The organism is Nocardia huaxiensis, assembly GCF_013744875.1.
Lineage (GTDB): Bacteria > Actinomycetota > Actinomycetes > Mycobacteriales > Mycobacteriaceae > Nocardia > Nocardia huaxiensis.
The window spans coordinates 5,614,199-5,630,026 of the sequence record NZ_CP059399.1 but is presented as its reverse complement, the minus strand read 5'-3'; the positions used below and the strand labels follow the sequence as shown (position 1 = coordinate 5,630,026).

The 15,828-nt window shown below is 68.2% G+C and carries 12 protein-coding genes; 5 read left to right on the top strand and 7 right to left on the bottom strand.

All coding sequences use genetic code 11. The features are described 5' to 3' along the window. Positions 1 to 33: 33 nt before the first annotated feature. Complete coding sequence (locus tag H0264_RS25345; RefSeq protein WP_181579856.1) at positions 34 to 660, bottom strand: hypothetical protein; 627 nt, start codon at positions 658 to 660, stop codon at positions 34 to 36. Positions 661 to 732: 72 nt separating this feature from the next. Continuing rightward, positions 733 to 1,875 carry an acyl-CoA dehydrogenase family protein gene (locus H0264_RS25340; RefSeq protein WP_181579855.1) on the bottom strand — a complete coding sequence of 381 codons (1,143 nt, stop codon included), beginning with the start codon at positions 1,873 to 1,875 and terminating at the stop codon, positions 733 to 735. Between the two features lie 130 nt (positions 1,876 to 2,005). On the opposite strand from H0264_RS25340, the gene H0264_RS25335 reads away from it, so the two are divergent. The 4 genes from H0264_RS25335 (at position 2,006) to H0264_RS25320 (ending at position 5,579) form a co-directional block, all read left to right on the top strand. Beyond that, on the top strand, positions 2,006 to 2,599 hold the full coding sequence (locus tag H0264_RS25335) for a TetR/AcrR family transcriptional regulator (protein ID WP_181579854.1): 594 nt from the start codon (positions 2,006 to 2,008) through the stop codon (positions 2,597 to 2,599). A 133-nt stretch (positions 2,600 to 2,732) separates the two neighbouring features. Then, positions 2,733 to 4,211, top strand: a complete 1,479-nt coding sequence (locus tag H0264_RS25330) for an FAD-binding oxidoreductase (protein WP_181579853.1) — start codon at positions 2,733 to 2,735, stop codon at positions 4,209 to 4,211. A gap of 34 nt (positions 4,212 to 4,245) precedes the next feature. Further along, positions 4,246 to 4,740, top strand: coding sequence for a pyridoxamine 5'-phosphate oxidase family protein (locus tag H0264_RS25325; protein WP_181579852.1), 495 nt, complete (start codon positions 4,246 to 4,248; stop codon positions 4,738 to 4,740). 128 nt (positions 4,741 to 4,868) lie between these two features. Next, positions 4,869 to 5,579, top strand: a complete 711-nt coding sequence (locus tag H0264_RS25320; RefSeq protein ID WP_181585824.1) for a helix-turn-helix transcriptional regulator — start codon at positions 4,869 to 4,871, stop codon at positions 5,577 to 5,579. A 2-nt stretch (positions 5,580 to 5,581) separates the two neighbouring features. On the opposite strand, the gene H0264_RS25315 is transcribed toward H0264_RS25320, so the two are convergent. Then, on the bottom strand, positions 5,582 to 5,974 hold the full coding sequence (locus H0264_RS25315; RefSeq protein WP_181579851.1) for a VOC family protein: 393 nt from the start codon (positions 5,972 to 5,974) through the stop codon (positions 5,582 to 5,584). A 79-nt stretch (positions 5,975 to 6,053) separates the two neighbouring features. Beyond that, positions 6,054 to 6,422 carry a hypothetical protein gene (locus H0264_RS25310; RefSeq protein WP_181579850.1) on the bottom strand — a complete coding sequence of 123 codons (369 nt, stop codon included), beginning with the start codon at positions 6,420 to 6,422 and terminating at the stop codon, positions 6,054 to 6,056. A gap of 242 nt (positions 6,423 to 6,664) precedes the next feature. Here H0264_RS25310 and H0264_RS25305 point away from each other — a divergent pair, with 242 nt between their 5' ends. Continuing rightward, complete coding sequence (locus H0264_RS25305) at positions 6,665 to 12,151, top strand: ATP-binding protein (protein ID WP_181579849.1); 5,487 nt, start codon at positions 6,665 to 6,667, stop codon at positions 12,149 to 12,151. A gap of 76 nt (positions 12,152 to 12,227) precedes the next feature. Here H0264_RS25305 and H0264_RS25300 read toward each other — a convergent pair whose 3' ends face one another. Genes H0264_RS25300 through prpD form a run of 3 tightly spaced genes read right to left on the bottom strand, consistent with a single transcriptional unit; the run spans position 12,228 to position 15,759 of the window. Further along, the gene (locus H0264_RS25300; protein WP_181579848.1) at positions 12,228 to 13,343 is read right to left on the bottom strand and encodes a bifunctional 2-methylcitrate synthase/citrate synthase; all 1,116 of its coding nucleotides are present in this window, start codon (positions 13,341 to 13,343) and stop codon (positions 12,228 to 12,230) included. Beyond that, positions 13,343 to 14,257 (bottom strand): methylisocitrate lyase, encoded by a 915-nt coding sequence (gene prpB, locus H0264_RS25295; RefSeq protein WP_181579847.1) that lies wholly within the window; start codon positions 14,255 to 14,257, stop codon positions 13,343 to 13,345. The genes H0264_RS25300 and prpB overlap by 1 nt, the downstream gene beginning before the upstream one ends. Next, entirely contained in the window at positions 14,257 to 15,759 is a 1,503-nt protein-coding gene (gene prpD, locus H0264_RS25290) for a 2-methylcitrate dehydratase PrpD (protein ID WP_181579846.1), read from the bottom strand. The genes prpB and prpD overlap by 1 nt, the downstream gene beginning before the upstream one ends. Between the last annotated feature and the right edge of the window lie 69 nt (positions 15,760 to 15,828).

The following is a 15,828-nucleotide window of genomic DNA, read 5'->3' as shown; positions in this document are numbered from 1 at the left end:
ACCGACCGACACCCAGGTGTCGTAGGGACGAGATCAGTCGGCACCCTGCATCCGGGCCGTGTCGATGGCGATCGTCACCGGATTCCGGCTGCCCGCCGGGGTGATGCTGATCGTGGAGTTGTCCAGGAAGGACACGTCCGTGGGACAACTGGCTTCGATCCGCTTCCAGACGATGAACTGCCGACTCAGCAGGCCGGCACGCTCCCGAATCCGAACTCGGCAGGACGGATCGATGACGTTGTAGAACTCCTCGGTGACGGCTTCGAGCCGCCCATCGGGACTCACTGTCGTGGCAACGACCTTGCTGTTGTCATCCCACATCACCGCGAATAAGGTCAGCGCCCACAGCGGCGCCGTCACCACCCCGAGGAGCGCGGCAAGCGTGATCCACACCCGCTTGCGCTGCCGGCACACCGCCGGCCCGAGGGCAAGGAACACCACCGCCACAGTCCAGCAGGCCGCCCAGCCCCAGACGGGCACCACACCCAACCAGCGAAAGCGAGCCGACAACATACCCGCGACCAGCGCCGCAATCCCCGCGAAAAACCAGGCGAGGGCGCCGAGGATCCACATGATCCGAACGGAAACACGCGCCCGCTCTGCCCCCACGGATTCGTCACGCCGCACCGGCAACCCCGGCGTAGTCGTGTGCTCGGTCAATGGTCAGCCCACCCTCCAGTCCAGGCGTGTCCGGTTCCTCCCTTTCGGACAACGCCTGGACAGTCTATGAGATCAGCCGTTGGCCACGCTGCGGGCGATCACCAGGCGCTGGATCTGGTTGGTGCCCTCGAAGATCTGGGTGATTTTGGCTTCGCGCATGTAGCGCTCGACGGGGAAGTCCTGGGTGTAGCCGTAGCCGCCGAGGACCTGGACGGCGTCGGTGGTGACCTTCATGGCGGCGTCGGTGGCGGTGAGTTTGGCGACGCTGGCTTGGCGGGAGTAGGGGAGGCCGGCGTCGCGGCGGCGGGCGGCGTCGAGGTAGGTGGCGCGGGCGGAGTCGACGGCGGCGGCCATGTCGGCGAGGACGAAGCCGAGGCCCTGGTGGTCGATGATGGGGCGGCCGAAGGCTTCTCGGTCCTTGGCGTAGGCGACGGCGTCGTCGAGGGCGCGCTGGGCTATGCCGGTGGCCACGGCGGCGATGCCGAGGCGGCCGGAATCCAAGGCGCTGAAGGCGATGGGGAGGCCCTGGCCTTCGGCGCCGATGAGGCGGTCGGCGGGGAGGAGGGCGTTGTCGTAGGCGGCGGTGGTGGTGGGGACGGCGCGCAGGCCCATCTTTTCTTCGGGCTTGCCGAAGGACAAACCTTCCAGGTCGGCGGGCACGAGGAAGCAGGAGATGCCGCGGGAGCCCTCGCCGGTGCGGGCGAACAGCGTGTAGTAGTCGGCCTTGCCGCCGTTGGTGATCCAGGCTTTGGTGCCGGTGAGGCGGTAGCCGTCGGCGGAGGCGACGGCGCGGCAGCGCAGGGCGGCGGCGTCGGAGCCGGCGTGTGCCTCGGACAGGCTGTAGGCGCCGATGAGGTTGCCGGACAGCATGTCCGGGAGCCAGCGCTGCTTCTGCTCCTCGGTGCCGTAGGCGAACAGGGGATGGCAGGACAGGCTGTGCACGCTCACGGCCACGGCCACCGCCGCCCAGCGGGCCCCAAGTTCCTCGAGCACCTGCAGGTAGACCTCGTACGGCTGGGCGCCGCCGCCGAATTCCTCCGGGTACGGCAGGCTCAGCAGCCCGGCCGCGCCCAGCGCCCGGAAGGCCTCGTCCGGATACCGTTCCTGCTTCTCGTAATCGGCGGCGATCGGTTCGAGGACCTTGTCGGCGATCTCGCGGGAGAGCTCGATCAGGTCGTGGGCCTCGGGGGTGGGGAGCAGGCGATCGACGGGCATGGCTTCCATTCTCCGGCGGATGGCGGGTGCGGGGCGGCCGACAGGTGGGGCCGCTGTCGAGCACATTACGACCTGCATCCAATTGCGTGCAAGACAGCACGCAATTTCGGTATCCGGCTACACTGACGTCGTGGTTTCCGCCCTGCCCCCGAACAAGCATCAGGAGAAGAGTCTGCGCACGCGGGCGCTGCTGCTGGATGCCGCGATCGACAGCCTCGCCGAGGTGGGGTACGCGAGTGCCTCCATCGCCGACATCACCGCGCGGGCGGGTGTGACACGCGGTGCGCAGTTGCATCACTTCCACACGCGGCAGGAGTTGTTCGCGCAGACCATCGAGCATCTGACGCAGCGGCAGCGGGAGGCGCTGCAGCGCCGGGCTCGCAGCCTCGCGGACACGGCCTCGCCGGGAGAGGTGCTGGTGGAGTTCGTGACCGCGCCGTTCTCCGGCAAGCTGGGCAAGGCGGCGGTGGAGCTGTATGTCGGCATCGCCAATGATCGCGAGCTGCGCCGGGAGATGCTGCGGGTGCAGCATGAATTGACGGTCGAGCTGCTCGATGCCTGCGGTGCGCGGATCGAGGTGCCGCGTGAACGCCTCGAGAATGCGTTCTGGATGACCATCAATCTGGTGCGCGGGGCCACCCTGGACGAGATGGTGGGCCGGGATCGGCTGCGCCGCAAGCAGGTCCTCGCGGACTGGACGCGCCTGGCCGACGGCCTGCTGTAGCCGCGCCGCGAAACTCTCTGCCGGGCAGTCGTTTCGTCAACGTGACAGTCACGGGCCGCGATAGTCACGATAGAAGGTGACGTGTGTGCCGGGCGTGATCGCGCCGGGCACATCCTCGGGGGAGGACGCGGCAATGGCGATGAGTCGGCGAAAGATGCTGGCGGCGACCGGGTTGGGGGTGGCGTGCGCGATGCTCGCGGACGGCCCGGCGCGCGGCGGGCCGGAAGCAGCGGGGCCGCAGCCGGATTGGGAGGTGCTGCGCCGACGGCTCGCGGGCCGGTTGTTCCTCGGTTCCGATTCCGGGTACGGCACAGCGAAACTGGCGTTCAACCCGCTGTTCGATGCGCGGCAGCCGGTCGCGATTGCGCAGTGTGCAGACGTGCCCGATGTGCAAGCCTGCATCGAAGTGGCTGGCGCGGCGAAGATTTCGGTGGCGGCCCGCAGCGGTGGTCACAGTTACGCCGGATATTCGACGCCGGACAATGGTGTGATCGTCGATGTGGGGGCGATGAACACCGTGGCGGTGCAGCCGGATGGCACAGCCGTGATCGGCGCGGGCGCTCGCCTGATCGACGTCTATGCCGGACTGGCGAAGGCCGGACGATGTCTACCGGCCGGGTCGTGCCCGACGGTGGGCATCGCGGGGCTCACGCTCGGCGGCGGGCACGGCGTCCTCACCGGCAAGTTCGGATTGACCTGCGACAACCTGGTTTCGGTACAGATAGTCACCGCCGACGGCGTGGCGCGTGTCGCGAGCGCGGACTCCGAACCCGACCTGTTCTGGGCGCTACGCGGGGGAGGGGGCGGCAATTTCGGTGTGGTCACCTCGTTCACCTTCAGCACCGTGGCCGCGCCGCGACTGGCCGTGTGCAAACTGCTCTTTCCCGGCGGCACCCTCACCGACGTCCTCGGCGGCTGGCAGTCCTACCTCCCGACGGCCCCCGACGAGTTCTGGTCCGCCCTCGGCATTTCCGCCGGTAGCCCGCCCACCTGCCGCGTCAACGGCTGCTATGTCGGCAGCGAGGCGGATCTGAATACCGCGCTGGACAGGCTGATAGCGGCGACCGGGGTCCAGCCGACCGTGCGCTACACGGCATCGATGGACTACTTGCAAGCCATGCTGTATTTCGGCGGCTGCGCGAATGTCGCCGTGGAGCAATGCCGTCCGAGCTGGACCGACGGCGGTGGCATCCTCGGCCGGGACTCGTTCACCGCCGCCTCCCGCGTACTGGGCGGTCCCCTCGGCGAACCGGCCCGGCTCACCGAACTACTGACCGGCCGATCCGGCGTCGACATCCTGCTCGACAGTCTGTGCGGGGCGGTGGCGCGAATCGGCGCGACGGACACGGCTTTTCCGCATCGCGGGGCGCTGGCGACCGCGCAGATCTACGCGGGCTCCAGCAACGCCGAAGCCCGTGCGACCGTCACCGCGATCCGTGATGGTCTCGGCGCGCTCGTCGGAAACACCGCCTACGTCAACTACATCGACGCCGACCTACCCGACTGGGCGAACGCCTATTACGGCCGCAATGCCGCCCGCCTGCTCGAGGCGGCCCGCCGCTACGACCCGAACGGTGTCTTCACCTTCGACCAGTCGGCGTCGAAGATCTGACATTCCTGTCGGAGGCCGGGCGTACCGTCGGGTCATGACGTCTTGGAACGAGTTCGCCGCAGCCGCTCCCCGCATCTCCAAGATCTTCGCCCGCCGTCACGCCGCCACCGGCAATCTGTGCATGCTGGCCACGCTGCGCGCGGATGGCTCGCCGCGGATCAGCCCGATGGAACCGCGTTTCTTCGAGGGCGGTCTGTGGCTGGCCGGTATGCCCGGCACCACCAAATTCCGGGATCTCGCCCGTGATCCGCGCTTCTGCCTGCACACCGCCACCGTCGACACACAGGTGGGCGAGGGTGACGCCAAGCTCTTCGGCGAGGTGCGCGACGTGCAGGACGTGGCCCTGCATCAGCGTTTCGCCGAAGCGCTCTTCGAAGAAACCGGGTTCGATCTACGCGGCCGGGAGTTCCGCCCGTTCTACGGCGCGGACATCACCGGTGCGTCCGCTGTGGAGATCATCGACGGCAAGTACATGGAGGTGACCATCTGGAAGCCCGGCGCACCGGAGTACACGGTTCGCAAGGACTGATGAGCGTGACCAGCGCGTGGCATGGTGTGCGAGATTGCAGCGCGTGCAATGTTGCAGACGCTGCGTTCGCGCACGATGTGCCGAACGGGGCGTCTTTCAACGCTTTTCAGCAGCTTGCACCAGTGGATATGCCCGAAATCCATCCGCCGCACGGCTATCGGGAACGTCCGGCGCAACTGCCCGGTGCGGTCGTGTGGGCCCGCGACGGCGTGGCCGATACCGACGCCCCGGTCCTGCCCGACGGCTGCATGGATCTGCTGTGGATCGACGGTCGGCTCGCGGTGGCGGGCCCCGATACGCGCGCCTATCGGCCGGCCGCCGGCCCCGCCGCCCGCATCGCGGGCATCCGTTTCCATCCCGGCACCGCACCGGCCCTGCTCGGTATCCCCGCGCACGAATTGCGTGACAGCCGAGCCGACCTGACCGCTGTGTGGACGTCCGCGCAGGCCCGCCGTGCCGCGGAGATCGTCGCCCGCGCACCGAGTCCTGCCGCCGGATTGGAGGCGGTCGCCCTGTGGCGTGCCGGCGTCACCGATCCGGCCGACGCGCTGCTGCTGCCCATCGTCTCCGAATTGCGTTCCGGCACCCCGGTCTCCGTCATCGCCGAGAAGTTCGGGCTGGGTCCGCGCCGCCTGCACCGGCTTTCGCTGACGGCGTTCGGCTACGGCCCGAAGACCCTGGCCCGCATTCTGCGCATGCAACGTGCGCTGGCCCTGGCCCGCGCCGGTGTTCCGTTCGCCGACACCGCGTTCCGTGCCGGTTACGCCGACCAGGCCCACCTCTCCAGGGATGTCCGGGATCTCGCCGGCATGTCCCTGACGCAACTCCTGGGTACCTGACCTCAGCTCAGCGGCGCGTAGAGGTCGACGCCGTTCCCGTCCGGATCGTGCACGGTCGCGTACCGCTGTCCCCAGAACGCGTCGAACGGCTTCAACTCCCCGTGGTATCCGGCGGCCACGAGCTCCTCGAACAGCGCGTCGACCGCGGCGGGTCCGGCGCACCGGCAGGCCAATCCGATTCGCCCGCCTCCGGCGACGGCCTGCCATTCGGGATGGAACGACCGAATCGTCGCTTCGGTATCGAGCGCCAGCCGCATCCCGCCGCCGAGCCGGGCCTCCACATGCGGCTGGCCCTCGGCTCCCTCGTCGAAGGAGAGCCCGAGCCGTCGATAGAACGCGACGGCCGCCGCCATATCGGACACCACGATCCCGACAACATCCAGTTCAACAGTCATGCCCGAACCGTAGGCGGACACCTGACCCCCGGTCTTGAACAAATCGGACACCGAAGGGAATTCGGACAATTCGCAATTGTCAGCCGGCCGCATCCTCGGTCTCCGCGCCCGCGAGCGCCAGCTGCTGCGCGGCAACGCGTGCAATCGTGCGCGCCTGGCGGACATTCGCCTCCGGATGCGCGGTCCGCTGCTCGAGCGCGACCCGAATTCGCCCGAATGCCGCCCCGGCATCCTCCACGGCCTGCCGCAGCGCACCGTGGCGGAATTCGAGTTCGCGATACTCGAGATCGTTCTCCTCACACCGCCGCCGCAGCTCATCGATGTGGTTGAGCAGGTCTGCGACCTCGCGCGTGGTGAGGGTGAGACGCGGATGCTGTTCCCCGGACAGGATCGCCTCGCCCGCGGCTTCGGCGCAGCGCGCATGCAGCTCGTCGAGAATGTCGGTCACTCGGATTCACCTCCTGCACTGCGGCGGAGCATGGTGGGTCTGCCCGGTTCCACATAGATTTCCGGCGGCCGAATTCTGCCTTGCGACCGGCCTCCGAGTCGAACCGCCGCGAAGGATACGTGCCGGTAACCCTCCCGCGATGTGAACCTATTCCTTAAGGAGGTGCAGACTACCCGGGACCGGTAGTCGCACACCCTCGCCCGACCGGGCCAGTGCTGTGAAATGGAAGGAGCTGGCGAGTAGTGTTCCGCCGCATTGCCATCGTGAACCGGGGAGAGGCCGCCATGCGGCTCATCCATGCTGTCCGAGATCTGGCCGCCGAGACCGGGTCGGCGATCGAAACCGTCGCGTTGCACACCGACGTCGACCGGAATGCCACGTTCGTGCGTGAGGCCGATATCGCGTACGACCTCGGGCCCGCCGCGGCGCGCCCGTACCTGGATCTGAAGGTGCTCGAGCGGGCGCTCGTGGCCACCGGCGCCGACTCCGCCTGGGTGGGTTGGGGATTCGTCGCCGAGGATCCGGCCTTCGCGGAACTCTGCGACCAGATCGGCGTCACCTTCATCGGCCCGAGCCCCGACGCCATGCGCAAGCTCGGTGACAAGATCGGCGCCAAGCTGATCGCCGAGGAGGTCGGCGTTCCCGTCGCGCCGTGGAGCCGCGGTCCGGTGGAGACCGTGGAGGCGGCCAAGGAGATGGCCGCCAAGATCGGTTACCCGCTCATGCTGAAGGCCACCGCGGGTGGTGGCGGTCGCGGTATTCGCGTCGTCACCAATGACGCCGACCTGGTCGACGCCTACGAGCGCACCCGGCAGGAAGCCGCGCGTGCCTTCGGCAGCGGCGTGGTGTTCCTGGAGCGTCTGGTCACCGGCGCCCGCCACGTCGAGGTGCAGGTGATCGCCGACGGTCAGGGCACCGCGTGGGCGCTGGGCGTGCGCGACTGCTCGGTGCAGCGCCGCAATCAGAAGATCATCGAGGAGTCAGCCTCGCCGGTGCTGCGCCCCGAGCAGGCCGCCGAATTGAAGGCCTCGGCCGAGCGCCTGGCCGTCGCGGTCGGCTACCGCGGCGCGGCGACCGTCGAGTTCCTCTACCACCCCGGTGACGAGCTGTTCGCCTTCCTCGAGGTGAATACCCGTCTGCAGGTGGAACATCCGATCACCGAGCTCACCACCGGTTTCGACCTGGTGCGCGCGCAGATCCACGTGGCCTCGGGCGGCAAGCTCGAGGGTGAGCCGCCGGTCGAGCGCGGCCACGCCATCGAGGCGCGCCTGAACGCCGAGGACCCGGACCGCGATTTCGCGCCCGCCCCCGGACGCATTGCGCGCCTGGACCTTCCGGCCGGACCGGGCATTCGCGTCGACACCGGCGTCAGCGAGGGCGACACCATCCCCGCCGACTTCGACTCCATGATCGCGAAAATCATTGCCTACGGCAGTAATCGCGAGCAGGCGCTGGGCCGGCTGCGCCGCGCCATGAACCAGACCCGCGTGGTCATCGAGGGCGGCGCCACCAACAAGAGCTTCGTGCTCGATCTGCTGGATCAGCCCGAGGTGATCGACGGCAGCGCCGACACCGGCTGGATCGACCGCGTGCGCGGTGACGGACGCCTTGTCTCGCACAGCCATTCGGCGATCGCGCTGGCGTCGGCCGCCATCGACGCCTACGAGGAGGAGGAGCGGGCCGAGCGGCAGCGCCTGCTGTCCACCGCCTCGGGTGGCCGTCCGCAGGTGCAGCACGAGAGCGGCCGCCCGCGCGATCTGAAGCTGCGCGGCGTGAGCTACCGGGTGAGTGTGGCGCGTATCGGCGCGCACCGCTTCCGCATCGGCATCGAGGCGGGCGGCGAGCTGCGCACCGCCGATGTCGATCTGGAGCGTTTCGACGACCACACCGGCCAGATCGTGGTCAATGGCTCCCGCTACCGATTGACCACGGGCACACACGGTCCCGTGCATGTGGTCGATGTCGACGGTGTCACCCACCGCATCAGCCGCGACGAGGGCGGCGTGGTCCGTTCGCCCGCGCCCGCGCTGGTCGTCGCCACTCCGCTGGAGGTGGGCGCCGAGGTCGAGGCCGGTGCGCCGGTGCTGGTGCTGGAGTCCATGAAGATGGAAACGGTGCTGCGCGCACCGTTCCGGGCGCGCTTGAAGGAGTGCAACGTCTCGGTCGGCACCCAGGTCGAGACCGGTGCGCCGCTCATGCGCCTGGAGCCCATCGTCGACGAGGATGCCGGCGAGAAGGACACCGCCACAACCGAAACCGTCGAGCTGGATCTGCCGTCGGAGCCCGCTCCGGCGCACCCGTACGACCGCATGGTCCGCAACCTCCAGGATCTGCGCAGCCTGCTGCTCGGCTTCGACGTCGACCCGCACGACGATCGCCGCGTCATCGACGACTACCTGGTGCGCCGCCGCTCGGCCATCGCCGACAATCGCCGCCCGCTGGCCGAGGAGCTCGAGCTCGTGCAGGTCTTCGCGGATCTGGCCGAGCTGAGCCACAATCGGTCGTGGGACGACGACAGCGGCCAGGGCCACGTGCACTCCGCCCGCGAGTACTTCCACACCTACCTGCAGAGCCTGGATGTGGAGCGGGCCGGTCTGCCGGAGTCGTATCAAGCCAAGCTGAGCAAGGCGCTCGGCCACTACGGCGTCGCCGAACTGGACCGCACCCCGGATCTGGAGTCCGCGGTGTTCCGCATCTTCCTGGCGCAGCAGCGTCCGGCCGACACGGTCACCGTCATCACCACGCTGCTGCGTGAGTGGCTGCGCGAGCCCATGCCGGATGCCGCCCTGCGCGAACCGGTCGGCCTGACGCTCGAGCGACTGGTGACGGCGACGCAGGTGCGTTTCCCGGTGATCGCGGATCTCACCCGTGGTCTGGTGTACGCCTGGTACGGCCAGCCGCTGTTGCGCCGCAACCGCGCTCGCGTCTACACCAATGTGCGCAAGAACCTGCGCTACCTCGATCTGCACCCGGACACCGCCGATCGCGGCGAGCGCATCGCGGACATGGTGCGCAGCACCGAGCCGCTGGTGCGTCTGCTGGGTCAGCGTCTGGTGCGCGGCAATATCGACAACACCGCCATGCTGGAGGTGCTGACCCGCCGCTACTACGGCAACAAGGACCTCACCGATGTGCGCACGCACACCGTCGGTGACGCCACCTTCGTGGTCGCCGAACGTCGTGGCCTGAGCCTGGTCTCGGCCGCGGGCAGCTTCAGCGAGCTGCGCTCGATCCTGCGCGGTCTGGCCGAATTGGCAAGCAGCGCAGCCTCGATCGAGGTCGACATCTACCTGGGCTGGGAGGATCAGCCCGAGGACTTCGACGCCATGGCGACGGCGCTGCAGGAGGTGCTCGACGCCCAGCCGCTGCCGAATCAGGTGCACCGCATCACCGCCACCGTCGCGGGCAGTGGCGGCGCGGTCATGCACCACCACTTCACCTTCCGTCCGTCGGCCACCGGCATGGCGGAGGAGCGGCTGATTCGCGGCCTGCACCCGTTCATCGCGCAGCGCATGCAGATGAAGCGGCTGCGCAAGTTCGATCTCACCCGCCTGCCGTCCTCGGACGACGAAGAGGTGTACCTGTTCCGGGCCGTCGCCAAGGAGAACGCCTCCGACGAGCGGCTCATCGCCTTCGCGCAGGTGCGTGACCTGGCGTCGCTGCGTGATCACGACGGCCGGCTGCTGTCCCTGCCGACCGCCGAGATCGCCATCGCCACCTGCCTGGACTCCATCCGCCGCGCGCAGGCGCAGCGGCCGTCGAACAAGCGGTTCAACACCAACCGGATCGTCATGTACATCTGGCCGCCGGTCGATGTGACGCGGGCCGAGCTGGAGACGGTCATCGGCGGCCACGTGCTGCCCATGACGGTGGGCGCGGGCCTGGAGGAGATCCTGCTCATCGCCCGCCAGCGGGAAGAGGCCACCGGCGAGCTCGAGAAGATCGCCGTGCGTATCGGTTTCGACGCCACCGGCACCCCCGAGGTGACCATCGGCGAGCGCACCGACGAGGCGGTCGAGCCGCTGGACGAGTACCGGCAGAAGGTGCTGCGCGCCAGCAGCCGCAACACCGTCTACCCGTACGAGCTGACCGGCATGCTCGGCGACTTCCGCGAATACGATCTCGACGCCAAGCACGCGCTGGTGCCGGTGGATCGGCCGAAGGGCCACAACAGCGCGGCCATGGTCGCCGGTGTGGTCTCCACGCCGACCGAACGCCACCCCGAGGGTGTCACCCGGGTCGTGCTGCTCGGCGACCCCACCAAATCCCTTGGCGCGCTGTCGGAGCCGGAGTGCCGCCGGGTGATCGCGGCCATGGATCTGGCCGAGCAGATGCAGGTCCCGCTGGAGTGGTACGCGCTGTCCTCGGGCGCGCGCATCTCCATGAAGTCGGGCACCGAGAACATGGACTGGGTGGCGGCCGCGCTCAAGCGCATCGTCGAGTTCACTCAGGACGGCGGCGAGATCAATATCGTCGTCAACGGCATCAATGTCGGCGCGCAGCCGTACTGGAATGCCGAGGCCACCATGCTCATGCACACCAAGGGCATCCTGGTCATGACCCCCGATTCGGCGATGGTGCTCACCGGCAAGCAGGCCCTGGACTTCTCCGGTGGCGTGTCGGCCGAGGACAACTTCGGCATCGGCGGCTACGACCGCGTCATGGGCCCGAACGGTCAGGGCCAGTACTGGGCCCCGAACCTGAACGCCGCCCGCGACGTGCTGATGGCGCACTACGACCACACCTACATCGCCCCCGGCGAGCAGGCCCCGCGTCGTGCCGTCACCACCGACCCGGTCGATCGTGACATCTCCAGCTTCCCGCATGTGGTGGCGGGCAGCGACTTCACCACCGTCGGCGAGATCTTCTCCGCGGCCGGGAACCCGGATCGCAAGAAGCCCTTCGACATTCGCACGGTGATGCGCGCGGTCGCCGACCAGGACCACCCGGTGCTGGAGCGCTGGGCGGGCATGGCCGACGCCGAGACCGCCGTGGTGCAGGACGCGCATCTGGGCGGAATCCCGGTGTGCCTGTTGGGTATCGAGTCCAAGTCGGTGGCGCGCCGCGGTTTCGCGGTCACCGACGGCCCCGACACCTACACCGCGGGCACCCTGTTCCCGAAGTCGTCGAAGAAGGCCGCGCGCGCGATCAATTCGGCCTCGGGCAACCGTCCGCTGGTGGTGCTGGCCAACCTGTCCGGCTTCGATGGCTCCCCGGAGTCGATGAAGAAGCTCCAGCTCGAGTACGGCGCCGAGATCGGCCGCGCCATCGTGAACTTCCAGGGCCCCATCGTGTTCTGCGTGATTTCGCGCTACCACGGCGGCGCGTTCGTGGTGTTCTCCAAGGCGCTCAACCCGAACATGACGGTGCTCGCCCTCGAGGGCTCCTTCGCCTCGGTGCTCGGTGGCGCGCCCGCCGCCGCGGTCGTCTTCTCCAACGAGGTGAACGCCCGCACGGCGGCCGATTCCCGGGTTCGGGATCTGGAGGGCCTGGCCGCGAACGCGCCCGGTGCCGGTCGTGCGGCTCTCACCGCCGAACTCGACGAGGTCCGCTCCTCGGTGCGCGCCGAGAAGCTGGGTGAGGTCGCGGCCGAATTCGACAAGGTGCACAGCATCCAGCGTGCCGTCGAGGTCGGTTCGGTGGACGCCATCATCCGCGCCGACGAACTGCGTCCGCGCATCATCGACGCCATCGAGTCGCGGATCGGTGCGAAGGCCGCCCACGTCTGATCGGTTGGACAACGAATAACGGCTCGGGCCTGATGCTTTCGGCATCAGGCCCGAGCCGTTTCCGGTGTGGGGATCGTCAGGCGACGATGGAACGTTGTGGGACGCCGACATATTCGCTGAGGGGACGAATCAGGGCATTGGATTCGCCCTGCTCGATGATGTGTGCGGTCCAGCCGGTGATGCGGCTCATGACGAAGATCGGGGTGAAGACCTCGATGTCGAAGCCGAGCAGGTAATAGGCGGGGCCGGTCGGGAAGTCGAGGTTGGGTTTGATGCCGGTGGCCTCGACCATGGTGTGTTCCAGGATGTCGTACATGCGGACCCACTGCTGCCCGTCGGTGGCGGCGGCGATGTCCTGGAAGGCTTTTCGCATGGTGGGGACGCGGGAGTCGCCGTTCTTGTAGACCCGGTGCCCGAAGCCCATGACCTTTTCCCTGTGGGCCAGCTTGTTTCGCAGCCACTGTTCGGCGCGATCCGGGGTGCCGATCTCGAGCATGTCGTGCATGACGGCCTCGTTCGCGCCGCCGTGCAGCGGGCCCTTGAGCGCGCCGATGGCGGCGGTGACCGCGCTGTAGATGTCGGACAGGGTGGAGGTGACCACCCGGGCGGCGAAGGTGGAGGCATTGAAGCTGTGCTCCGCGTACAGGATCAGCGACACTTCGAACGCCTTGACCAGCTCACGCTCGGGCACCGCGCCGAAGCACATGTGCAGGAAGTTCTCGGCGAACCCCATATGGGAGTGCGGTGCGATGGGATCCAGTCCGCGGCGGCGGCGCTGGTCGGCGGCCACGATGGTGGGCAGGACAGCCATCATGCGAAGGGCCTTGGCGCGGTTGGCTTTCGGTGAGTTGTCGTCCTCGAGTGGGTCTTCCGCGCCGAGGTAGCTGATGGCGGTGCGCACCACGTCCATGGGGTGGCAGTTGTCGGGCAGCTTCGCCACCAGCGACAGCATGGAGCGGTCGGCGCGGCGGGAGGCGCGCTCCTGCTGGCAGAAGCGTTCCAGCTCGGCATCATTGGGGAGTTCGCCGTGCCACAGCAGGTAGGCGACCTGTTCGAAACTGCAGTTGGCCGCCAGGTCCTGAACGGCGTAGCCACGGTAGGTGAGGGAGTTGGTCTCCGGCACCACCTTGGAGATGGCGGTGGTGTCGACCACGACACCGGCGAGGCCCTTGGAGATGGTTGCCTCCGACATCACTGGTTCCTTCCCAGCGTGAAATTGTATATCTCGGAATCGAATTCGTTGTAGCGCTCGTACTGGAGCAGTTCGTAGAGGCGGCTGCGGTGCTGCATGCGGTCGAGCAGGGCGGCCTGGGTGCCGGTGGCGAGGATTTCGCGCAGGCCGGATTCGGCGGCGTGCATGGCCAGGCGCAGGGTGGTGACGGGGTAGATGACGGCGTTGTAGCCGATGGCTTCGAGGGTCTGGGCCGACAGCAGTTCGGACTTGCCGAACTCGGTCATATTGGCCAGCAGGGGAATCGGGACGGCGGCCCGGAACTTCTCGAAGTCGGCGGCGGTGCTCAGGGCTTCGGTGAAGATGAGATCCGCGCCTGCTTCGGCGTAGGCCCGCGCTCGGTCGATGGCCGCGTCGATGCCCTCGATGCCGGCGGCGTCGGTGCGGGCGCAGAGGACGAAATTCGGGTCGCGCCTGGCGGATACGGCCGCGCGCAGGCGTCGCACCATGTCCTCGACGGGGACCACGGCCTTGCCGTCGAGGTGTCCGCAACGTTTCGGATTCACCTGATCCTCGAGGTGGAGTCCGGCGATGCCGGCGTCCTCCATGACGGTGACCGTGCGGGCGGCGCTCATGGGTTCGCCGAAGCCGGTGTCGGCGTCGATCAGTACCGGCAGGTCGGTGACCCGGGCGATCTGCTGCCCGCGCCCGGCGACTTCGGTCAGCGTGGTGAGGCCGATATCGGGCAGCCCCAGATCCGCTGACAGCACCGCGCCGGAGATGTACACGCCTTCGAAGCCGATCTCTTGAATCAGCGTGGCCACCAAGGGATTGAAGGCGCCCGGAATACGCTGGATGCGGGTCGAATTCAGACCCGCGCGGAAGGCGGCCCGTTTGTCGGCGGCGGAGGTGGTGGCCGCGAGCAGTCCCGTCATCAGAACAATCCCTTCGGCGACCGGGGTGCGCGCGCCAGCACCTCGTCGGACACGGTGAAGGTCAGCTGCGACAGTTCGGTGGCCGTCAATTCCGGTGTGCGCTGGGCGATCTCGAGGAACCGATCCTGCTCGGCCGCGTCCACGACGCCCTCGGCGAGGTTGCGGAATTTGGCGATGTACTGCTCGCGGGCGAAGGGTCGCGCGCCCAGCGGATGCGCGTCGGCCACGGCGAGTTCGTCCACGATCACCTCACCGCTCTTCAACGTGACCTCGGCGCGCGCACCGAAGGCTTTCTCGTTCGGATCGCTGGAGTGGTAGCGGCGCGTCCACTCCGGATCCTCGGCGGTCGAGATCTTCTGCCACAGTTCGATGGTGTCCGGCCGTTGCGCTCGTTCGGGAGCGTAGGACCGCTCGTGATGCCACACCCCGTCCTGCAACGCCACCGCGAAGATGTACATGACCGAGTGGTCGAGGGTCTCCCGTGACGCCTTCGGGTCGAACTTCTGCGGATCATTGGATCCGGTGCCGATCACATAGTGCGTGTGATGGCTGGTGTGCAGCACGATCGACGCGATCTGCTCCAGATCCCCGATGCGCGTGCGCAACCGTCGCGCCAGGTCGATCGGCGCTTGGCTCTGGTACTCGGCCGAGTGTTCCTTGGTGTAGGTGTCCAGAATCCCGCGTTTGGGCTCACCGGGTCCGGGCAGCGGCACCGAGTATTCGCGGTCGGGTCCGCCCAGCAGCCAGGCGATCACACCGTCCTCGCCCTCCCAGATGGGTGCCGGCGCACCCTCGCCGCGCATCGCCCGATCGATCGCCTCGACGGCCATCTTCCCCGCGAACGCCGGTGCGTACGCCTTCCAGCTGGAGATCTCGCCCTTGCGGGACTGCCGGGTCGCGGTTGTGGTGTGCAGGGCCTGCCCGATGGCCTGGTAGATGGTCTCGGTGTCGAGCCCGAGCAGTGTGCCGATGCCCGCCGCGGCCGACGGCCCCAGATGCGCCACATGGTCGATCTTGTTCTCGTGCAGGCAGATTCCCCGCACGAGGTCCACCTGGATCTCGTAACCCGTTGCGAGACCGCGGATCAGGTCGCGGCCACTGCGCCCGGTGTGCTGCGCCACGGCCAGGACCGCTGGAATATTGTCCCCCGGATGCGAGTACTCGGCGGCGAGGAACGTGTCGTGGAAGTCGAGTTCGCGCACCGCGACCCCATTGGCCCACGCCGCCCACTCGGGTGAATAGCTGCCGCCCACACCGAAAACGGTTGCACCCGGCCGATACGGATGGGTCAGCGCCTGTGCCCGAGCGTTGGCCACGGGCCGCCGGGTGAGCGAGGCGGCGGCCACGGCCGCATTGTCGATGATCCGATTGACGATCATCTCCTGCGTTTCCGGCGCGACCTCCACGGCATCCGCGGCGACCTCCGCAATACGCCACGCGAGATGCTCCTCGCGCGGGAAGTGCTCGGCGGAGCGGTGAGTGCGGACGAGATGATTCTTCACAGTCGATGCCCTCCCAGGCCTCGGTTTCTCGGTACCTTTCGCACGCTACGCAAAGGGGAGTACCGCGAA